At 57.7% G+C, this 15,750-nt stretch carries 17 protein-coding genes and 1 pseudogene; 12 read left to right on the top strand and 6 right to left on the bottom strand.

The genetic code is table 11. The features are described from left to right. The first annotated feature begins 29 nt into the window (after positions 1 to 29). From BN3796_RS15085 to zinT, 3 genes are all read left to right on the top strand, one after another. Complete coding sequence (locus BN3796_RS15085) at positions 30 to 437, top strand: rhodanese-like domain-containing protein (RefSeq protein WP_061709170.1); 408 nt, start codon at positions 30 to 32, stop codon at positions 435 to 437. A gap of 151 nt (positions 438 to 588) precedes the next feature. After that, a complete protein-coding gene (locus BN3796_RS15080; protein ID WP_061709169.1) occupies positions 589 to 1,692 on the top strand; it encodes a cobalamin-independent methionine synthase II family protein in 1,104 nt (367 codons plus the stop codon). A 64-nt stretch (positions 1,693 to 1,756) separates the two neighbouring features. Beyond that, a complete protein-coding gene (zinT, locus tag BN3796_RS15075; protein WP_061709168.1) occupies positions 1,757 to 2,398 on the top strand; it encodes a metal-binding protein ZinT in 642 nt (213 codons plus the stop codon). 33 nt (positions 2,399 to 2,431) lie between these two features. Here the strand turns inward: zinT and ydeE are convergent, their stop codons facing one another. Beyond that, a complete protein-coding gene (gene ydeE / locus BN3796_RS15070) occupies positions 2,432 to 3,625 on the bottom strand; it encodes an efflux MFS transporter YdeE (protein WP_061709167.1) in 1,194 nt (397 codons plus the stop codon). 180 nt (positions 3,626 to 3,805) lie between these two features. Between ydeE and eamA the strand changes: the two genes are divergently transcribed. Then, entirely contained in the window at positions 3,806 to 4,705 is a 900-nt protein-coding gene (gene eamA / locus BN3796_RS15065; protein ID WP_061709251.1) for an O-acetylserine/cysteine exporter, read from the top strand. A 34-nt stretch (positions 4,706 to 4,739) separates the two neighbouring features. On the opposite strand, the gene marB is transcribed toward eamA, so the two are convergent. The 3 genes from marB to marR are packed head-to-tail and all read right to left on the bottom strand — an operon-like array spanning position 4,740 to position 5,820. Further along, on the bottom strand, positions 4,740 to 4,955 hold the full coding sequence (gene marB, locus BN3796_RS15060) for a multiple antibiotic resistance protein MarB (protein ID WP_061709166.1): 216 nt from the start codon (positions 4,953 to 4,955) through the stop codon (positions 4,740 to 4,742). Between the two features lie 31 nt (positions 4,956 to 4,986). After that, the gene (gene marA, locus BN3796_RS15055; protein ID WP_073885249.1) at positions 4,987 to 5,367 is read right to left on the bottom strand and encodes an MDR efflux pump AcrAB transcriptional activator MarA; all 381 of its coding nucleotides are present in this window, start codon (positions 5,365 to 5,367) and stop codon (positions 4,987 to 4,989) included. Positions 5,368 to 5,385: 18 nt separating this feature from the next. Next, entirely contained in the window at positions 5,386 to 5,820 is a 435-nt protein-coding gene (gene marR / locus BN3796_RS15050) for a multiple antibiotic resistance transcriptional regulator MarR (RefSeq protein ID WP_061709164.1), read from the bottom strand. 250 nt (positions 5,821 to 6,070) lie between these two features. On the opposite strand from marR, the gene BN3796_RS15045 reads away from it, so the two are divergent. Beyond that, the gene (locus tag BN3796_RS15045) at positions 6,071 to 6,736 is read left to right on the top strand and encodes a MarC family NAAT transporter (protein ID WP_061709163.1); all 666 of its coding nucleotides are present in this window, start codon (positions 6,071 to 6,073) and stop codon (positions 6,734 to 6,736) included. A gap of 44 nt (positions 6,737 to 6,780) precedes the next feature. Here the strand turns inward: BN3796_RS15045 and BN3796_RS15040 are convergent, their stop codons facing one another. Beyond that, positions 6,781 to 7,977: a sugar transporter gene (locus tag BN3796_RS15040; protein WP_061709162.1), complete on the bottom strand. Its 1,197-nt coding sequence runs from the start codon at positions 7,975 to 7,977 to the stop codon at positions 6,781 to 6,783. 176 nt (positions 7,978 to 8,153) lie between these two features. On the opposite strand from BN3796_RS15040, the gene BN3796_RS15035 reads away from it, so the two are divergent. The 3 genes and pseudogenes from BN3796_RS15035 (at position 8,154) to BN3796_RS15025 (ending at position 10,226) form a co-directional block, all read left to right on the top strand. After that, positions 8,154 to 8,942: a PhzF family phenazine biosynthesis protein gene (locus BN3796_RS15035; protein ID WP_061709161.1), complete on the top strand. Its 789-nt coding sequence runs from the start codon at positions 8,154 to 8,156 to the stop codon at positions 8,940 to 8,942. Positions 8,943 to 8,963: 21 nt separating this feature from the next. Further along, positions 8,964 to 9,776: a PhzF family phenazine biosynthesis protein gene (locus tag BN3796_RS15030; protein ID WP_061709160.1), complete on the top strand. Its 813-nt coding sequence runs from the start codon at positions 8,964 to 8,966 to the stop codon at positions 9,774 to 9,776. A 62-nt stretch (positions 9,777 to 9,838) separates the two neighbouring features. Further along, positions 9,839 to 10,226 (top strand): annotated as a pseudogene (locus BN3796_RS15025) (GNAT family N-acetyltransferase). Here the strand turns inward: BN3796_RS15025 and ptrR are convergent. Next, on the bottom strand, positions 10,180 to 11,058 hold the full coding sequence (gene ptrR, locus BN3796_RS15020) for a putrescine utilization regulator PtrR (protein ID WP_061709159.1): 879 nt from the start codon (positions 11,056 to 11,058) through the stop codon (positions 10,180 to 10,182). The pseudogene BN3796_RS15025 and the gene ptrR overlap by 47 nt on opposite strands. 99 nt (positions 11,059 to 11,157) lie before the next feature. On the opposite strand from ptrR, the gene sad reads away from it, so the two are divergent. The 4 genes from sad (at position 11,158) to BN3796_RS15000 (ending at position 15,649) form a co-directional block, all read left to right on the top strand. Beyond that, a complete protein-coding gene (sad, locus tag BN3796_RS15015; protein WP_061709158.1) occupies positions 11,158 to 12,540 on the top strand; it encodes a succinate-semialdehyde dehydrogenase in 1,383 nt (460 codons plus the stop codon). 168 nt (positions 12,541 to 12,708) lie between these two features. Next, the gene (locus BN3796_RS15010; protein ID WP_061709157.1) at positions 12,709 to 14,298 is read left to right on the top strand and encodes a methyl-accepting chemotaxis protein; all 1,590 of its coding nucleotides are present in this window, start codon (positions 12,709 to 12,711) and stop codon (positions 14,296 to 14,298) included. A 62-nt stretch (positions 14,299 to 14,360) separates the two neighbouring features. Beyond that, on the top strand, positions 14,361 to 15,287 hold the full coding sequence (glsB, locus tag BN3796_RS15005; RefSeq protein ID WP_061709156.1) for a glutaminase B: 927 nt from the start codon (positions 14,361 to 14,363) through the stop codon (positions 15,285 to 15,287). Next, positions 15,287 to 15,649 carry a DUF4186 domain-containing protein gene (locus BN3796_RS15000; RefSeq protein ID WP_061709155.1) on the top strand — a complete coding sequence of 121 codons (363 nt, stop codon included), beginning with the start codon at positions 15,287 to 15,289 and terminating at the stop codon, positions 15,647 to 15,649. The genes glsB and BN3796_RS15000 overlap by 1 nt, the downstream gene beginning before the upstream one ends. The last annotated feature ends 101 nt before the right edge of the window (positions 15,650 to 15,750 follow it).

Raw genomic sequence — 15,750 nt, 5'->3', positions numbered from 1 at the left:
AACACAATCGCCTGAAAGGAGGAAGTATCATGAGTTACGTAACAGAATTTCCCGCTGCTGGCCCGCAGGAGACCATCGCCCATTTTCAGCGCCGTTTATCGCTGGAGACCGACTGCGCCGACGTTCACCACGCGCTGACCCATCAGCAACAGGATTTTGTCCTGCTGCACGTGGTGGGAAGCGCGGAGCAGTTTGCCCGCCGCCATCTGCCGGGGGCCATTCATCTGCCCTGGTCACGAATGGATAGCGCCACCATGAGCCGCTGGCCCGCCGGGACGCTGTTTGTGGTCTACTGTGCTGGGCCGCACTGCAACGGGGCGGATCGTGCGGCGCTGACGCTGGCGCGGCTGGGGCTGCCGGTCAAAATCATGATCGGCGGTATTACCGGCTGGGAAGATGAAAATTTCACGTTTGCCACCGGGAACCAGGCAACATGAATTTTCTTCACGTGACGTGAATAATTCTCGTTTGCCGGTACGGGGCGGTTATGCGATTGTCACTGGACGTTCAGACATCCAGATGTCTAAAAGTTCAAATAATGAATTATCACTGTCGGCAATCATTTGCCGATTGTGCAAGGAGAGAACCATGCAGCGACAACACGCCCCGTACCGTGCCGATGTGGTAGGCAGTTTTTTACGTCCCGATGCCATTAAAGCGGCACGCCAGCAGTTTGCCGCCGGCGATATTGATGCCCGCCAGCTGCGTGCGGTGGAGGATGAGGCGATTCGCCACGTAGTGGAGCAGCAGTGCGCCTGTGGTCTGCACGTGGTAACCGACGGCGAGTTCCGCCGCGCCTGGTGGCATTTTGATTTCTTTGACGGTCTGGAAGGGGTGGAGCGCTATGACGCCAGCCAGGGCATACAGTTCAACGGCGTGCAGACCAAAGCGCACGGCGTACGTGTCACCGGCAAGCTCGGCTTTGGCGATCATCCCATGCTGGCAGATTTCCGCTATCTGAAAAGTATCAGCGGTAACGCTGAACCAAAAATGACCATTCCCAGCCCCAGCGTGCTGCATTTTCGCGGCGGGCGGAAGGATATCGACGCCACCGTTTATCCCGACCTGGATGTTTACTTTGACGATCTGGCGACGACCTGGCGTAAAGCGATTCTCGCTTTCTACGAGGCGGGCTGTCGTTACCTGCAGCTGGACGATACCGTCTGGGCCTATCTCTGCTCCGACGATCAGCGTCGTCAAATCCGTGAGCGCGGCGATGACCCGGACCAGCTGGCGAAAACCTACGCACGCGTGCTGAACAAGGCGCTGGAGGGGAAACCGGACGATCTCACCGTCGGGCTTCATGTCTGCCGCGGTAACTTCCGCTCCACCTGGATCTCCGAGGGGGGATATGAGCCGGTGGCCGAGGTCTTGTTCGGTACCGTTAAGGTGGATGCGTTTTTCCTGGAGTATGACAACGATCGCAGCGGGGATTTTGCGCCGTTACGCTTTATCCGCCCGGGAAATCAGCAGGTTGTGCTGGGGCTGATCACCACCAAAAATGGCGAGCTGGAAAACCCTGAGGGAGTGAAAGCGCGTCTGGAAGAGGCGGCGAAGTATGTGGCGAAATCGCAGATCTGCCTGAGTCCGCAGTGCGGATTTGCCTCGACGGAAGAGGGCAATACCCTGACAGAATCCCAGCAGTGGGAGAAGGTGCGCCTGGTTACGCGTATCGCCGACGAGGTCTGGTAACGCTTGCGGCGTGAAATGTTATAATATAACATCCTCGTGACTAATCAGGAGCGAGGATATTATTTTGGCTGGACACACTGGTAAATTTGCAATCACTCTGGGTGCGCTGCTGCTCAGCGCACAGGTTTCTGCCCACTCTCATGGCCATCAGTTGAGCGAAGCCGAACAGATGGCGGCGAAAGGCATTTTTAACGATAAGGATGTCAAAGACCGGGCGCTCTCTGACTGGGACGGCACCTGGCAGTCGGTCTATCCCTTCCTGGTGGAGGGCTCGCTGGATCCGGTGTTTGAGAAGAAAGCGAAGAGCGAATCCGGTAAAAGCGCCGACGAGATCAAGGCCTATTACCGTAAGGGCTACGCAACGGATGTTAGCGCCGTCGACATCGAAGACAACGTAATGACCTTCCATACCGGCAGCAGCTCCGCCAGCTGCCGCTACGACTACAGCGGCTATAAGATCCTCACCTATGCATCCGGCAAAAAAGGGGTGCGCTACCTGTTTGAATGCACCGACTCCGCCAGCCGCGCGCCGAAGTTTGTGCAGTTTAGCGATCACACCATTGCGCCGCGTCACGCCGCCCACTTCCACCTCTTTATGGGCAATACCTCCCACGAGGCGCTGCTGAAAGAGATGGATAACTGGCCGACCTACTATCCGAACGAGATGACTACCGCCCAGGTCGTGGACGAGATGCTGCATCACTAATGAGGGGGGCCGGGTATTTTACCCGGCATCCCGTTACGCGGTTCGCGTTGCGGCACGCCAGCTTTTCACCTGCATACCCCGCAAAATCATCAGCCAGGCAATAAAAATCATCGCCATCATAATCACAAACAGCGACCAGTGAGGAAGCCCGGTGAGGATAAGGCCGGTGATCATAGGATTGAACGCCGCCCCCAGCCAGCCCAGCGCCTGCGCGGAGAAGTAACTCGCCTTCATACCTGGCGGCGCGATGGTATCGATCAGCATATATTCCCCTGGCGCATAGATTATCTCACCTATGGTAAAGATCGCTGTCGCGATGCCCCACCAGAGCAGGCTGCCGTCGGCGAAGATAAATCCTCCCAGTCCCAGTATGAAAAAGAGCGTTCCCAGCGCCATCAGCGGGCGGATATTGTCCGGCGTCAGGTGGCGGCCTATCAGGTATTGAAAGGTGACCACGACGACGGCGTTAACCGGCAACACCACCGCAACCACCTTTTGCGCAAAATCGCTGTCATAATCGGCCGCCAGGACATACTGGGAGATGCAGCTGGCGAAGGCGCCGCCCACGCAGGAGGCGAGCAGGCTGGAGAGGGTGAACCAGAAGAGCGCCCTGTCACGCAGCAGCACCGACGGCTGCCACGGTACGGGCGTCTCTTCCTGCATCCGGGCCACGCTTTTTTGCACGTAAAAATGGATAAAGCCCAGCGGCAGCGCGGCGCATACTGCGGCCAGCCAGAAGGGGAGCTGCAGGCTGTACATCACCAGCCAGGTGCCCACGGGCGGCCCAATGGTCCAGCCGATATTGAGAAAGGTATAATTAAGTGAAAAGACCCGCGCCTTCTCCCGCGGGGTCATCACGTCAGCAAACCAGGCCTTAAGCACGGTCGCAAAGACGGAGTAAGCGCAGTTGATGAGGGAGAAAAAGAGCACCACCAGCCAGACGTTTTCCACCAGCGGAATGGCGATAAATCCGAAGATAAAGGTCAGGATGGCGAGCAGCATGTAGCGCTTTTTATCAAATTTATCCGCCAGAATACCAAAACCCAGGCTGACGAATACCCCGGCTGTCAGGGCCAGCGTCAGGGCATAACCAATATTCGCCACGCTCATCCCAAAAACGCGGGTCAGGTAGATGGTCATAAACGGCAATGTCGCGCCGCGGCCAATGGTCAGCAATAACGACGACAGCAACAGCGCTGCGGTGGAGCGCCTGAGAGTGGAGATCATAAAACTGCCCGGTAATGGTTACATTTGTGTTAACAGGAGTATCACGGCATAAGAGCGTTGTATAGCGCCCGATTTGTTCTGTCGTGCCCTGACTTACTGCCATAATTAATGATCTTTTCGCGCGCCCTTTTTTTCGCTACCTTGAACTGTTTACAAAAATTTAATATTCAGGGGCAGGGTATGACGCGTAAAGATGGACTGCTGGCGTTGCTGGTGGTGATCGTGTGGGGACTCAATTTTGTGGTCATCAAGGTCGGCCTGCATAATATGCCGCCCATGCTGCTGGCAGGGCTGCGCTTTTTGCTGGTGGCGTTTCCGGCCATTTTCTTCGTTGCCCGTCCGAAAGTGCCTTTTCAACTGCTGCTCGGCTACGGGCTGACCATCAGCTTTGGTCAGTTCGCCTTTCTCTTTTGCGCGATCAAGTTCGGCATGCCCGCAGGCCTGGCGTCGCTGGTGCTGCAGGCGCAGGCCTTTTTCACCATCATTCTTGGCGCGTTTGTCTTTGGCGAGCGGCTCCAGGGCAAACAGCTGGCGGGGATCACCCTGGCGGTCTTTGGCGTGCTGGTGCTGGCCGAAGCCAGCCTCACGGGAGAACATGTGGCGCTGCTGGGGTTTATGCTGACGCTGGCGGCGGGGTTGAGCTGGGCCTGCGGCAATATCTTCAACAAGCTGATTATGCAGCATGAGGCTCGCCCGGCGGTGATGTCTCTGGTGGTCTGGAGCGCGCTGATCCCCGTTCTGCCGTTTATGGCAGCATCGCTAATGTTCGATGGCCCGGCGGTGGTCGCCAGAAGCCTGGCGGAAATCGACCTCATCACCGTGCTGTCACTGGTCTACCTTGCCTTTGTGGCCACCATTGTGGGCTATGGCATCTGGGGAACGCTGCTCGGACGCTATGAAACCTGGCGGGTGGCGCCGCTTTCGCTGCTGGTGCCGGTGGTGGGGCTGGCCAGTGCGGCGCTGCTGCTCGGGGAGACGCTTAGCGCGCTTCAGTTTCTGGGGGCGGTGCTGATTATGGCGGGACTATACATTAACGTCTTTGGCTTTCGCCTGCGGCGGTCGCAGCAGGTCAGAGGATAAAAAAAGCCCCGCGCGAGGCGGGGCAAAAAACGAATCAGAGATCGTGCCCGTTATAATAGGGCACGCCCAGCTCGTCGGATTTATCGCTGCCTGATGCCATATGGTTAAAATCGAAAGGCGATTTTTGTTGGGCTGAGGGCAGAATCATCACATTGCGTTGGTTGTGATCTTTCACATCTTGCGTCTGCTCCGCATAGCTCTGGCCGCAGGTGAGCGCCAGCAGGGCAAGGGCGGAGACGATAACTTTCATGTTTTCCTCGATTACGTCTTTTAAGGCGATGTTAACTACAGTGTTTCAGCGGATAGAGATAGCGTGACTCCCCCGGCATGCTGGTGATGCGATACTTATGCGGCGGCACGTCAAAATAGTTTTTAAACGTGCGGGTCAGGGTCTGTTGCGATTCAAACCCGTAGCGCTCAGCCAGATAGAGGATCGGCTCGTTGCTCTCTTTCAGCTTCTGGGCAATCTCCGTCAGCTTGCGGCTGCGGATATACTGGCCCAGCGAATGACCGGTCTCTTTCTTAAACATCCGTTGCAGGTGCCACTTTGAGTAACCTGAACGCTCAGAGACTTTTTCAAGCGAGAGCGGCGATTCCAGGTTATCTTCGATCCAGTCCAAAATGCTATGAATAGTGATGGCGTCATTATTGCGTCTGGACATCGTCATACCTCTTTCTGTTTACGGCAGAATTTTCTTGAGTAAATACTCAAGCGTTGCCACTTCGTCCGCCGTTAAGTTTTTTGTTAATTCCTGATGCAGTGTGTGACCTACCAGTTGATGACATTGCTCGCACATGGCCGCCCCTTCGCAGGTGAGTTTGACCAGTACGCCGCGCTTGTCATTCGGATTAGGATGGCGTTCCACCCATCCTTTACAGACCAGCCGATCGAGCATGCGCGTGAGCGCCCCCAGATCGACAGAAAGCACCTTTCTTAACTCAACCGGCGTGATACACACTTCGCAGCGAATGGAACACAGCACTTTGAACTGTGTTGCGGTGATATCCAGCGGGGAGAGGTAGTCGTTCAGCAGGCGATCTTTTTTCTGGTTGACCATATAGATCAGTCGGCCCAGTGGAATGATGTCGTTAAAGAGATCGCTGGTGCTTTTCAAGATGGTTGCCCTGGCAAGTAATTTAGTACCGGGAGATATTATTGCTCAGGCAAGTATAAGTCAATCTGATGTCACGTTTAATGCCACTTTTTGTTAACTATTTTTATGAACTTTTTTTGAAGGTGAAAAATCAACCCGATAGTGAGGTGCCAGAGAACGATGGCCCGTAAGGGCGGCTGCGCTGGCATGGCTGGAAGCGCCTTTTTTCACCTATAATGGGCCGTTAAATATCATTAAGGACGGTGTACACATGTTGGATCTTATGAAAGCCGTTGGGCTGGGGCTGGTGGTTTTGCTGCCGCTGGCGAATCCGCTGACGACCGTGGCGCTCTTTCTGGGGCTTGCCGGCAATATGAATAGCGCCGAGCGGAATCAGCAGTCGCTGATGGCGTCGGTCTATGTCTTTGCCATCCTGATGGTGGCGTGGTACGCGGGCCAGCTGGTTATGGATACCTTCGGGATCTCCATACCAGGGCTGCGTATTGCCGGGGGATTGATTGTCGCCTTTATCGGTTTCCGCATGCTCTTCCCGTCGCAAAAAGCGCATGAATCGCCGGAGGCGAAAAGTAAATCGGAGGAGATGGAGTCCGACTCAGGCACCAATATCGCTTTTGTGCCGTTAGCGATGCCGAGCACCGCCGGGCCGGGGACCATCGCCATGATTATCAGCTCCGCCTCCACGGTGCGCAGCGGCTCCAGCTTTCCTGACTGGGTGATTATGGTTGCGCCGCCGCTGGTGTTTGCGCTGATAGGGATTATCGTCTGGGCGTCGCTTCGCAGCTCCGGCGCGATTATGCGCTGGGTGGGCAAGGGGGGGATCGAGGCGATTTCTCGTCTGATGGGATTCCTGCTGGTCTGTATGGGCGTGCAGTTTATTATTAACGGCGTGCTGGAGATTGTTAAGACGTATCACTGAGAACAGTGCCGGGCAGGCGAAGCCGCCACCCGGCACAACAAAGGTCAACCGTGGCTGGTCTGTTCTTCCAGCGCTACCGGCCATTTACGGAAGATAAGCACCGACCAGACAAGCGCCGCCAGCGCCGGAATTGCCCCCAGATAACCAATGGCTGACATCGACACATGCAGGCTGATCTGATTTCCCACCAGTGCGCCTGCACCAATCCCCAGATTAAAAATTCCGGAGAAGAGCGACATCGCCACATCCGTGGCATCCGGGGCCAGCGCCAGCACTTTGACCTGCATCCCCAGACCGATAATCATAATTGCCACGCCCCAGAAGAGGCTGAGAAAGGCCAGATGACTTTCGCTGCCTGACGCTGGCAGCAGTAACAGCAGACAGGCCAGCAGCAGGCCAATGGCACAGCTCACCAGCGCAGAGGCGTGCTGATTGCCCAGCTTGCCAAACAGAATACTGCCAATAATCCCCGCGCCGCCCAAAATCAGCAGCAGAACGGTGGCGAAGCTGGCGCTGAAGCCTGCCACAACCTGCACGAACGGTTCAATATAGCTATAGGCCGTGTAATGCGCGGTGACCACAATTACGGTCAGCAGGTAGATGCTCATCAGCGCCGGGCGACGAACCAGCAGCGGCAGACTTTTCAGGGAACCGGAATGTTCGCTTGGCAGCGCTGGCAGCAGTTTGATCAGACACACCAGCGTGATTAACGCTCCCATACCGATGGCAAAGAAAGTCGTGCGCCAGCCGAAGTATTGTCCCACAATGCGCCCGATCGGCAGGCCCAACACCATCGCCAGCGCGGTACCGGTGGCAATCAGGCTCAGCGCCTGGGCGCGTTTTCCCGCAGGGGCCAGACGAATGGCGAGCGACGCCGTAATCGACCAGAATATGGCGTGGGCAAAGGCGATACCCACGCGGCTTATCACCAGCACCGTAAAGTTCCACGCCATAAACGACAGGATATGGCTGGCAATGAACACCACAAACAGCCCAATCAGCAGTTTGCGTCGTTCCATCTGGCTGGTCAGCAGCATAAACGGCAGCGACATTAGCGCCACCACCCATGCATAGATGGTGAGCATAATGCCCACCTGCGCCGTCTCCATATTAAAACTGGCGGCGATGTCGGACAGCAGTCCAACCGGAACAAATTCCGTGGTATTGAAAATAAACGCAGCGATAGCGAGCGTGACCACACGTAGCCACGCGACCCTGCGGGAAACCGTGTTTGTTGTCATAAGGATATCTGGGATTCGTTGCCTGAAAGATGAGAAGGCGATCTTAAAGCGTTAAACGGTGAAAACTCAATCATTATGTGATTCAAATCACAAAATTTACCTTATAACAGCGGTAGCGAAGGACGCCGTTTTCCCCGAAGATAAAGCACAACACAACAAAAACAGGCGGTAAGGCGATGCAGGTGATTGATTTTTATCTGGTAGATGCGTTTAGCGAGAGCTCATTTGGCGGCAACCCAGCGGCGGTCTGTCCGCTCAATGCATGGCTGCCGGATGAGATGCTGCTGAAGATGGCGCAGCAGCATAACCAGTCGGAAACCGCTTTTTTCGTCTGCACCAAAGGGGGAATTGAGCTGCGCTGGTTCACCACGCTCACAGAGGTCAATCTCTGCGGTCACGCGACGCTTGCCGCGGCGTATGTTCTCTTTAACGAACTGGATTATCCGGACTCGCGCATTCATTTTGATACCGCCTCCGGTCGCCTTACCGTCAGCCGTGAAGGCGACTGGATGACGCTGGATTTCCCGGCCTGCCCGACACAGTCACAGACGCCGCCGCCGGAGATGCTCTCCGCGCTGGGTATCAGCCACTATGTGGACGCCCGCAAAGGCCGCGCCTGGGTGCTGGTGCTGGAGAACCTTGAGCAGGTGGAAGCGGTTACGCCGGACTTCTCCGCCATGGCGCCAGGCGAGCATAAAGTGGCTGTTACCGCCCAGGGTGAGGGAAAGTATGACTTTGTCAGCCGTTTCTTTTCGCCGGGCGTGGCCGTGCCGGAAGATCCGGTTACCGGGTCCGCGCACACCATGCTGATCCCATACTGGAGCGAGAGGCTCGGTAAAAAAGAGATGTTTGCCCGTCAGGTTTCTGCCCGTGGCGGAGACATACGCTGCAAACTGAAGGGCGACCGCGTGCTGATGGGCGGGCAGGCGTCGCTGTATCTGAAGGGCACAGTATTTCTGCGCTAAAAAAACTAAGAGGAACAAACGATGCAGGAAATTGATTTTTATCTGGTAGATGCCTTCAGCGACAGGGCGTTCGGTGGCAATGCGGCGGCGGTCTGTCCGCTTGAGGCGTGGCTGCCGGATGAGACGCTGCTGAAGATGGCGAAGCAGCATAACCAGTCAGAGACAGCGTTCTTTGTGCGAACGGACAACGGGTTTGAACTGCGCTGGTTTACCACGCAGGATGAAATTAACCTCTGCGGCCACGCAACCCTGGCGGCTTCTCACGTTATTTTCGAATACCTGGATTACCCGCATACGGAAATTACCTTCACGACGCGCTTTGTCGGTGAACTGACGGTAAAACGCAGCGGCGACTGGCTGACGCTTAATTTCCCGGCGTGGTCAACCGGGGTTGTCGATAATCCACCGGCAGCGCTGTTCAGCGCGCTGGGCATTAACGCGGCAAAAGAGGTGCGTGTGGGGCGCGATTATATGGTGGTGCTCGAAAGCCAGCAGCAGGTAGAGGCGCTGACGCCGGATATCACGGCTATGCTCCCGCTGGGGAAAATGGTCTGCGTTACGGCGCCGGGGGATAAGTATGATTTCGTCAGCCGCTTCTTCTGCCCGGGAGAAGGGGTACCGGAAGATCCGGTGACGGGTTCAGCCCACAGTATGCTGATCCCGTACTGGAGCGAAAAACTTGGCAAAACGCAGATGACAGCCCGCCAGGTCTCCTGGCGCGGCGGGGATCTGCGCTGTGAGCTGACCGGCGACCGCGTGCTGATTGGCGGGCAGGCCACGCTGTATATGAAAGGGAAAATATTCCTTCGACTCCAGGATGACGGTCATCGTTAAAAACTATGATGCCGGAATACAGGGCGGGCGGTATGTTGAACGAAAACGACAAGGAGCCTGCCATGTATTCTATTACCGCTGAATCCGCCCATCATCCAGATATTCTCGCCCTGATTACGGCGCTGGACCGTTATCAAAGCGCCCTCTATCCCGCGGAGAGTAATCATCTGCTGGATTTAACTGAACTGCCGGACGACTCGCTGATCCTGATGATTATCCGTGACACTCAACTTAACGCCGTCGGGTGTGGCGCTGTCGTTTTGAACGGGGACGGGACCGGGGAAATGAAACGGGTCTATATTGACCCAGCCCATCGCGGGCAACGGCTTTCGTCTGTATCAACAGTGTGGATACGAACGGCGCTCTGCGTTTGCCCCCTACAATGAGGATCCGCTGAGCCTGTTTATGGAGAAGACGCTGGTGGCTGACGTTCGTTTAGCAGCTTTATAAACGCCTCAAGCTGGCGGGTCATCGCCCCGCGACGCCACACCAGCCAGGTGGTGAGCCAGCGCCAGTTTTCCGCCAGCGGCCACGCCTCCACCTGATGGTGCCCCGGCATGCTCTCCAGCATGGAGCGGGGCATCAGCGCAATACCGGCTCCCGCAATCACGCAGGCGAGCATCCCGTGATAGGACTCCATCTCATGAATACGCCCCGGCGCGACGCGGTCAGCATGAAACCAGCTTTCCAGATGACGCCGGTACGAACAGTTGGCGCGAAAGGCGTACACGTCGCAGCCGCTCACCTGCGTGGCGCCCGATACCTTCGCGTGCCCCGCAGGGGTGACCAGCATCATCTCTTCCCGGTAAACCGGCATCCCCTCCAGCTCCGGGTGCGATAAGGGCCCGTCGACAAAGGCGGCGCTGAGCGTCCCCTCAAGCACGCCGTCAATCATCGTCCCGGATGGCCCGGTGGAGAGCGCGAACTGGATGCGCGGGTAGCGCTGGTTAAACTGCGCCAGACTTTCCGGAATGCGCACGGCGGCGGTACTCTCCAGCGCGCCGAGGGAGAACAACCCCTGCGGCTCATCCCCGGCGACGACCATCCGCGCCTCGTCGACCAGCGCCAGGATCTGCTTGCTGTAGCGTAAAAAGTTGTGCCCGGCGGGGGAAAGCCGCAGGCGCTGATTCTCGCGAATAAACAGCTCCACGCCGAGGTCCGCCTCAAGCTGACGGATACGGGTGGTGAGGTTTGACGGTACCCGGTGTACCTTTTGCGCCGCCTGGGTAATGCTGCCGGTCAGCGCGACGGCGTTAAACATCTCCAGCTGTGTTAAGTTCATACCGTTCTCGATTCGTGAATAAGGTGGTGAGTATTATTCATTTTTAAGAAATAGCAGAGTGAGCAACAATAAATCAACTGTAATTACGTGGAGCACATCATGACTTATTCACCTGCCACCCATGCCCTCTCTGTTAATCCTGCGACCGGCGAAACGCTGGCGGCCTATCCGTGGGCAACGCCCCAGGAGGTAGAACGTGCCATTGCGCAGGCGGATACCGGTTTTCGCCAGTGGCGACAGGAAAGCGTAGCGCACCGGGCGCAGAAGCTTCGCGATCTGGGTGCGGCGCTGCGTAGTCGTGCGGAAGAGATGGCGCAGACTATCTCCCGGGAGATGGGCAAGCCGATTGCGCAGGCGCGTGCGGAAGTGGCTAAATCAGCCAGCCTCTGCGACTGGTACGCTGAACACGGCCCGGCGATGCTGCGCCCGGAATCTACCCAGGTTGAAAACGCGGTGATTGAGTACCGTCCGCTGGGGCCGATTCTGGCGGTGATGCCCTGGAACTTCCCGCTCTGGCAGGTGCTGCGCGGTGCCGTGCCGATTCTGCTGGCGGGTAACAGCTATCTGCTGAAACATGCCCCGAACGTGCTCGGCTCGGCGGAGCTGATTGGGCAACTGTTTGCGGATGCCGGTTTCCCTGAGGGGGTATTTGGCTGGGTGAACGCGACCAATGAGGGCGTCAGCCAGGCGATTAACGATCGCCGTATCGCGGCGGTCACCGTGACCGGCAGCGTACGCGCAGGCGCCGCGATTGGCGCTCAGGCGGGTGCGGCGCTGAAGAAATGCGTGCTGGAGCTGGGCGGCTCCGATCCGTTTATCGTGCTGAACGACGCCGATCTGGATCTGGCGGTTAAAGCCGCCGTGGCCGGGCGTTATCAGAATACCGGACAGGTGTGCGCAGCGGCCAAACGCTTCATTGTGGAAGCGGGCGTGGCGGAAGCTTTTACCCAACGCTTCGTTGAAGCGGTCGCGGCGCTGAAGATGGGCGCACCGGACGAGGAGGAGAACTACATCGGCCCGATGGCGCGATTTGATCTTCGCGATGAACTGCATCAGCAGGTGCAGGCGACGCTGGCGGAGGGGGCGATCCTGCTGCTCGGCGGGGAGAAGGTGGCCGGTAGAGGTAACTATTACGCGCCAACCGTACTCGGTGATGTCACGCCGCAGATGACCGCCTTCCGTCAGGAGCTGTTTGGTCCGGTTGCCGCCATTACCGTGGCGAAAGATGCGACTCATGCGTTGCAGCTGGCGAACGACAGCGACTTTGGTTTATCGGCGACGGTCTTTACCGCGAACGAGGCGCTGGCTGACACCTTCTCCCGCGAGCTGGAGTGCGGCGGGGTGTTTATCAATGGCTACAGCGCAAGCGATGCGCGCGTCGCGTTTGGCGGCGTGAAGAAGAGCGGTTTCGGGCGTGAGCTCTCTCATTTTGGCCTGCATGAGTTCTGTAATGTGCAGACGGTGTGGAAGGATCGCCTGTAAGCTTTTTACCGGGTGGCGCTTCGCTTGCGCGGACCTGCGATTATGCAGGCCGGGTAAGAGGACGCCGCCATCCGGCAATTAACGCCCCCTGTCACGCTTCTGCAATGGTTCTGTCATTTTCGTTTCGTAGACTCGCTCGCGTCTAACGTATTGTTACAGAAGAAAATGATGAACCTAACGCAAATTTTTCGCCGTACTGTGCAACGTAAAATGCCGCGCCAGTTTGGGCTGCTGGCCAGTATTTTTTGCATTATTGGCCTCTTCTCTGCGCTACAGCTCTCCTCCTCCTTAATGCTTACGCTGTCGCTGCGCGACGCCCAGCGCAACGAGACGCTTAATCAGCTGGCGCAACAGCAGCAGGGCAAGCTGGATCTCGCCCGCGTCTCCCTGCTGGCGGCAAGCGATCTGCTTAACCGGGCGGGAGTCTATTTTATGCAGGACAAGGAGACCGGCTCCGAGGGAAGCTGGCATAGCCTGATGGATGAGGCGCAGCAGGCGCTGAACGCCTCCCGGCAGGCCTGGAACGGCTGGCTGGCGCTCAATCCCCCGCAGGATGAGGCGCTGGCGACCAGCTATACGCTTTTCTTCGATGCCATTAACGAGCAGGCCGAGGGGCTGATAAAAACTAACACCATTGATGCCTTTTTTGCCGTACCGGCGCAGGCCTTTCAGACCGATTTTAATGCCAACTACGCCCGTTACCAGCAGCTCAGCGAACAGCGGGCCAGCGCAGGCCGGCAGTCGCTGATGAATCAGCTGACGGAACTGCAGTGGCTCTTTCTGCTGGCGCCGGCGATCCTGCTGCTGATCGCGATTGCCGTCTGGTTTGGCATGTCGCGCTGGGTTATCGCTCCGCTGCGCAGTCTGATTGGTCACATCAACCGGCTGGCGGCAGGGGATCTTTCACAACAGCCTCCGGCGGTAACTCGGGTTAACCGGGAAATCGGCCAGCTGAGCGGCAGTATCACTACCATGCAGCAGGGGTTACAGCAGCTGGTCACCCAGGTGAGCCAGGCCACTACCGCGATGGTGGAAAATATCGGCTCCCTGGCGCAGGGGAACCAGACGCTCTATCAGCAGTCGGCCCGGCAGGCGCGCGAACTTAACGACGTCACGGCGCATATCGCCACGCTGGAGAGCCACGTCGAGGGCAATACCGGTTACGCCAGACTCGCCAGCACCCGGGCTGACGAAGCGCGGGAGGTGGCGAAGGGGGGTGACAGAATGATGTCCACCGTAAATGACTCCATGCAGACCATTGTGGCGCGTTCGTCAGAGATGCGCGGTATCGTGGCGATGATCGACAGCGTTGCTTTTCAGACCAACATTCTGGCTCTCAATGCGGCGATCGAGGCGGCCCACGCGGGGGAAGAGGGACGCGGTTTTGCGGTTGTGGCGCGGGAAGTGGGACTGCTGGCGCGCAAGAGCAGCCACTCGACGCGCACTATTCAGGAGCTGATTAACCACTCCCTGCAGGGAATTGACGATGGCTCGAGAGCGGTGGACCGGCTGGAGGAGAATCTGCAACAGGTGACGGGGCTGGTGGGGAGTCTCAGCGGCCTGCTCAGTGAGATTTCCGCCGCGACGCTCGGCCAGGCAGAGAGTATTCATCAGGTGACCCGCCAGCTTCATGCGCTCAGCCAGGTCTCCCGCCAGACGGATGCGCTGGTCACTGACGCCTCCCGGGCTTCGCAGCAGTTGCATAACGAATCCTGGGAGCTGATGCAGGCGGTCTCGCGCTTTCGTCTTCCCGCCTGACGGAACAGTCGCCTCTCTGGTATACTCGCAGCCCGTTTTTGGCCTGAAGGCAAGGAGTCGATGTGGCTGCGGTCATTCATCAGGAGATGCTGGAAGAGATTCTGGCGCAGGTTCGCCCGCTGCTGGGGCAGGGGAAAGTAGCTGATTATATTCCGGCGCTGACCTCCGTCAGCGGCAATAAGCTCGGTATCGCCATCTGTACCGTGAGCGGCGCCTGTTACCAGGCGGGGGATGCCCGCGAGCGCTTTTCCATACAGTCTATTTCGAAGGTGTTAAGCCTGGTAGCCGCCATGCGCCAGTATGAGCATGAGGAGATCTGGCAGCGCGTCGGAAAAGATCCGTCGGGGCAGCCGTTCAACTCTCTGCTGCAGCTGGAGATGGAGCAGGGCAAACCGCGTAACCCCTTTATCAACGCCGGGGCGCTGGTGATCTGCGATATGTTGCAAAGCCGCCTCAGCGCACCGCGCCAGCGTATGCTGGAGATTGTTCGCGAGCTGAGCGGTGTGGCGGATATCGGCTACGATCAGGTTGTGGCCCGCTCCGAATTTGAGCACTCCGCCCGCAACGCGGCCATCGCCTGGCTGATGAAATCCTTCGGTAACTTTCATAACGATGTCGCGACCGTACTACAAAACTATTTCCACTACTGCGCCCTGAAGATGAGCTGCGTGGAGCTGGCCCGAACGTTTCTCTTTCTGGCCGACAGCGGACGTGCGCCGCATCTTGCCAGCCCGGTAGTTTCCTCCATGCAGGCGCGACAGGTTAACGCTCTGATGGCGACAAGCGGTATGTACCAGAACGCGGGGGAGTTTGCCTGGCGGGTGGGGTTGCCTGCCAAATCAGGCGTAGGCGGCGGCGTGGTGGCGATTGTGCCCCATGAGATGGCCATTGCGGTCTGGAGCCCGGAGCTGGATGAGACGGGTAATTCCCTGGCGGGCGTTGCGGTGCTGGAAAAGCTGACCCAACGCCTCGGACGATCTGTCTATTAATGCAAGATCTCGAACCCTTATTTGATCGCCTCGCCCGTTCCACCTTTCGCTCCCGCTTTCGTCTGGGGCCAAAAGAGCGGCAATACTGCTGGGACAAGGGGGCGGAAACCATCGATCAGCATGCCGCGGACTTTATTGCCCGGCGTCTGGCGCCCGCGCACCCGGCGAATGACGGCAAGCAGACCCCCATGCGCGGCCATCCGGTCTTTATCGCCCAGCATGCCACCGCTACTTGCTGTCGAGGTTGTCTGGCGAAATGGCATCATATTCCGCAGGGGGAACCGCTGAGCGAGGCACAGCAGCTCTATATCGTCAGCGTGATCCACTACTGGCTGGTGATACAGATGAACGGCAGGGGCTGAACCCCAATTTTTGGGTTATACCCCGGTCATTCATACCATGCTAAGCTTTTCTATTCCGCTGCTGCTGACGCGCTCCCTGCGCAACATTATGGACAGAGAAT

Origin of the sequence: Pseudenterobacter timonensis (genome assembly GCF_900021175.1) — a bacterium.
Classification (GTDB): Bacteria; Pseudomonadota; Gammaproteobacteria; order Enterobacterales; family Enterobacteriaceae; genus Enterobacter; species Enterobacter timonensis.
This window is presented reverse-complemented; position numbering and strand designations above follow the sequence as displayed.

Bases quoted from the DNA above. Each gene is read 5' to 3' on its own strand.
- ydeE (WP_061709167.1), bottom strand. From the start codon at position 3,625: ATGATCTCCACTCTCAGGCGCTCCACCGCAGCGCTGTTGCTGTCGTCG.
- BN3796_RS15035 (WP_061709161.1), top strand. From the start codon at position 8,154: ATGCAGGTGATTGATTTTTATCTGGTAGATGCGTTTAGCGAGAGCTCA.
- BN3796_RS15030 (WP_061709160.1), top strand. From the start codon at position 8,964: ATGCAGGAAATTGATTTTTATCTGGTAGATGCCTTCAGCGACAGGGCG.
- ptrR (WP_061709159.1), bottom strand. From the start codon at position 11,058: ATGAACTTAACACAGCTGGAGATGTTTAACGCCGTCGCGCTGACCGGC.
- BN3796_RS15080 (WP_061709169.1), top strand. From the start codon at position 589: ATGCAGCGACAACACGCCCCGTACCGTGCCGATGTGGTAGGCAGTTTT.
- BN3796_RS15045 (WP_061709163.1), top strand. From the start codon at position 6,071: ATGTTGGATCTTATGAAAGCCGTTGGGCTGGGGCTGGTGGTTTTGCTG.
- marB (WP_061709166.1), bottom strand. From the start codon at position 4,955: ATGAAAGTTATCGTCTCCGCCCTTGCCCTGCTGGCGCTCACCTGCGGC.
- BN3796_RS15000 (WP_061709155.1), top strand. From the start codon at position 15,287: ATGCAAGATCTCGAACCCTTATTTGATCGCCTCGCCCGTTCCACCTTT.
- sad (WP_061709158.1), top strand. From the start codon at position 11,158: ATGACTTATTCACCTGCCACCCATGCCCTCTCTGTTAATCCTGCGACC.
- BN3796_RS15010 (WP_061709157.1), top strand. From the start codon at position 12,709: ATGAACCTAACGCAAATTTTTCGCCGTACTGTGCAACGTAAAATGCCG.
- BN3796_RS15085 (WP_061709170.1), top strand. From the start codon at position 30: ATGAGTTACGTAACAGAATTTCCCGCTGCTGGCCCGCAGGAGACCATC.
- marA (WP_073885249.1), bottom strand. From the start codon at position 5,367: ATGTCCAGACGCAATAATGACGCCATCACTATTCATAGCATTTTGGAC.
- BN3796_RS15040 (WP_061709162.1), bottom strand. From the start codon at position 7,977: ATGACAACAAACACGGTTTCCCGCAGGGTCGCGTGGCTACGTGTGGTC.
- eamA (WP_061709251.1), top strand. From the start codon at position 3,806: ATGACGCGTAAAGATGGACTGCTGGCGTTGCTGGTGGTGATCGTGTGG.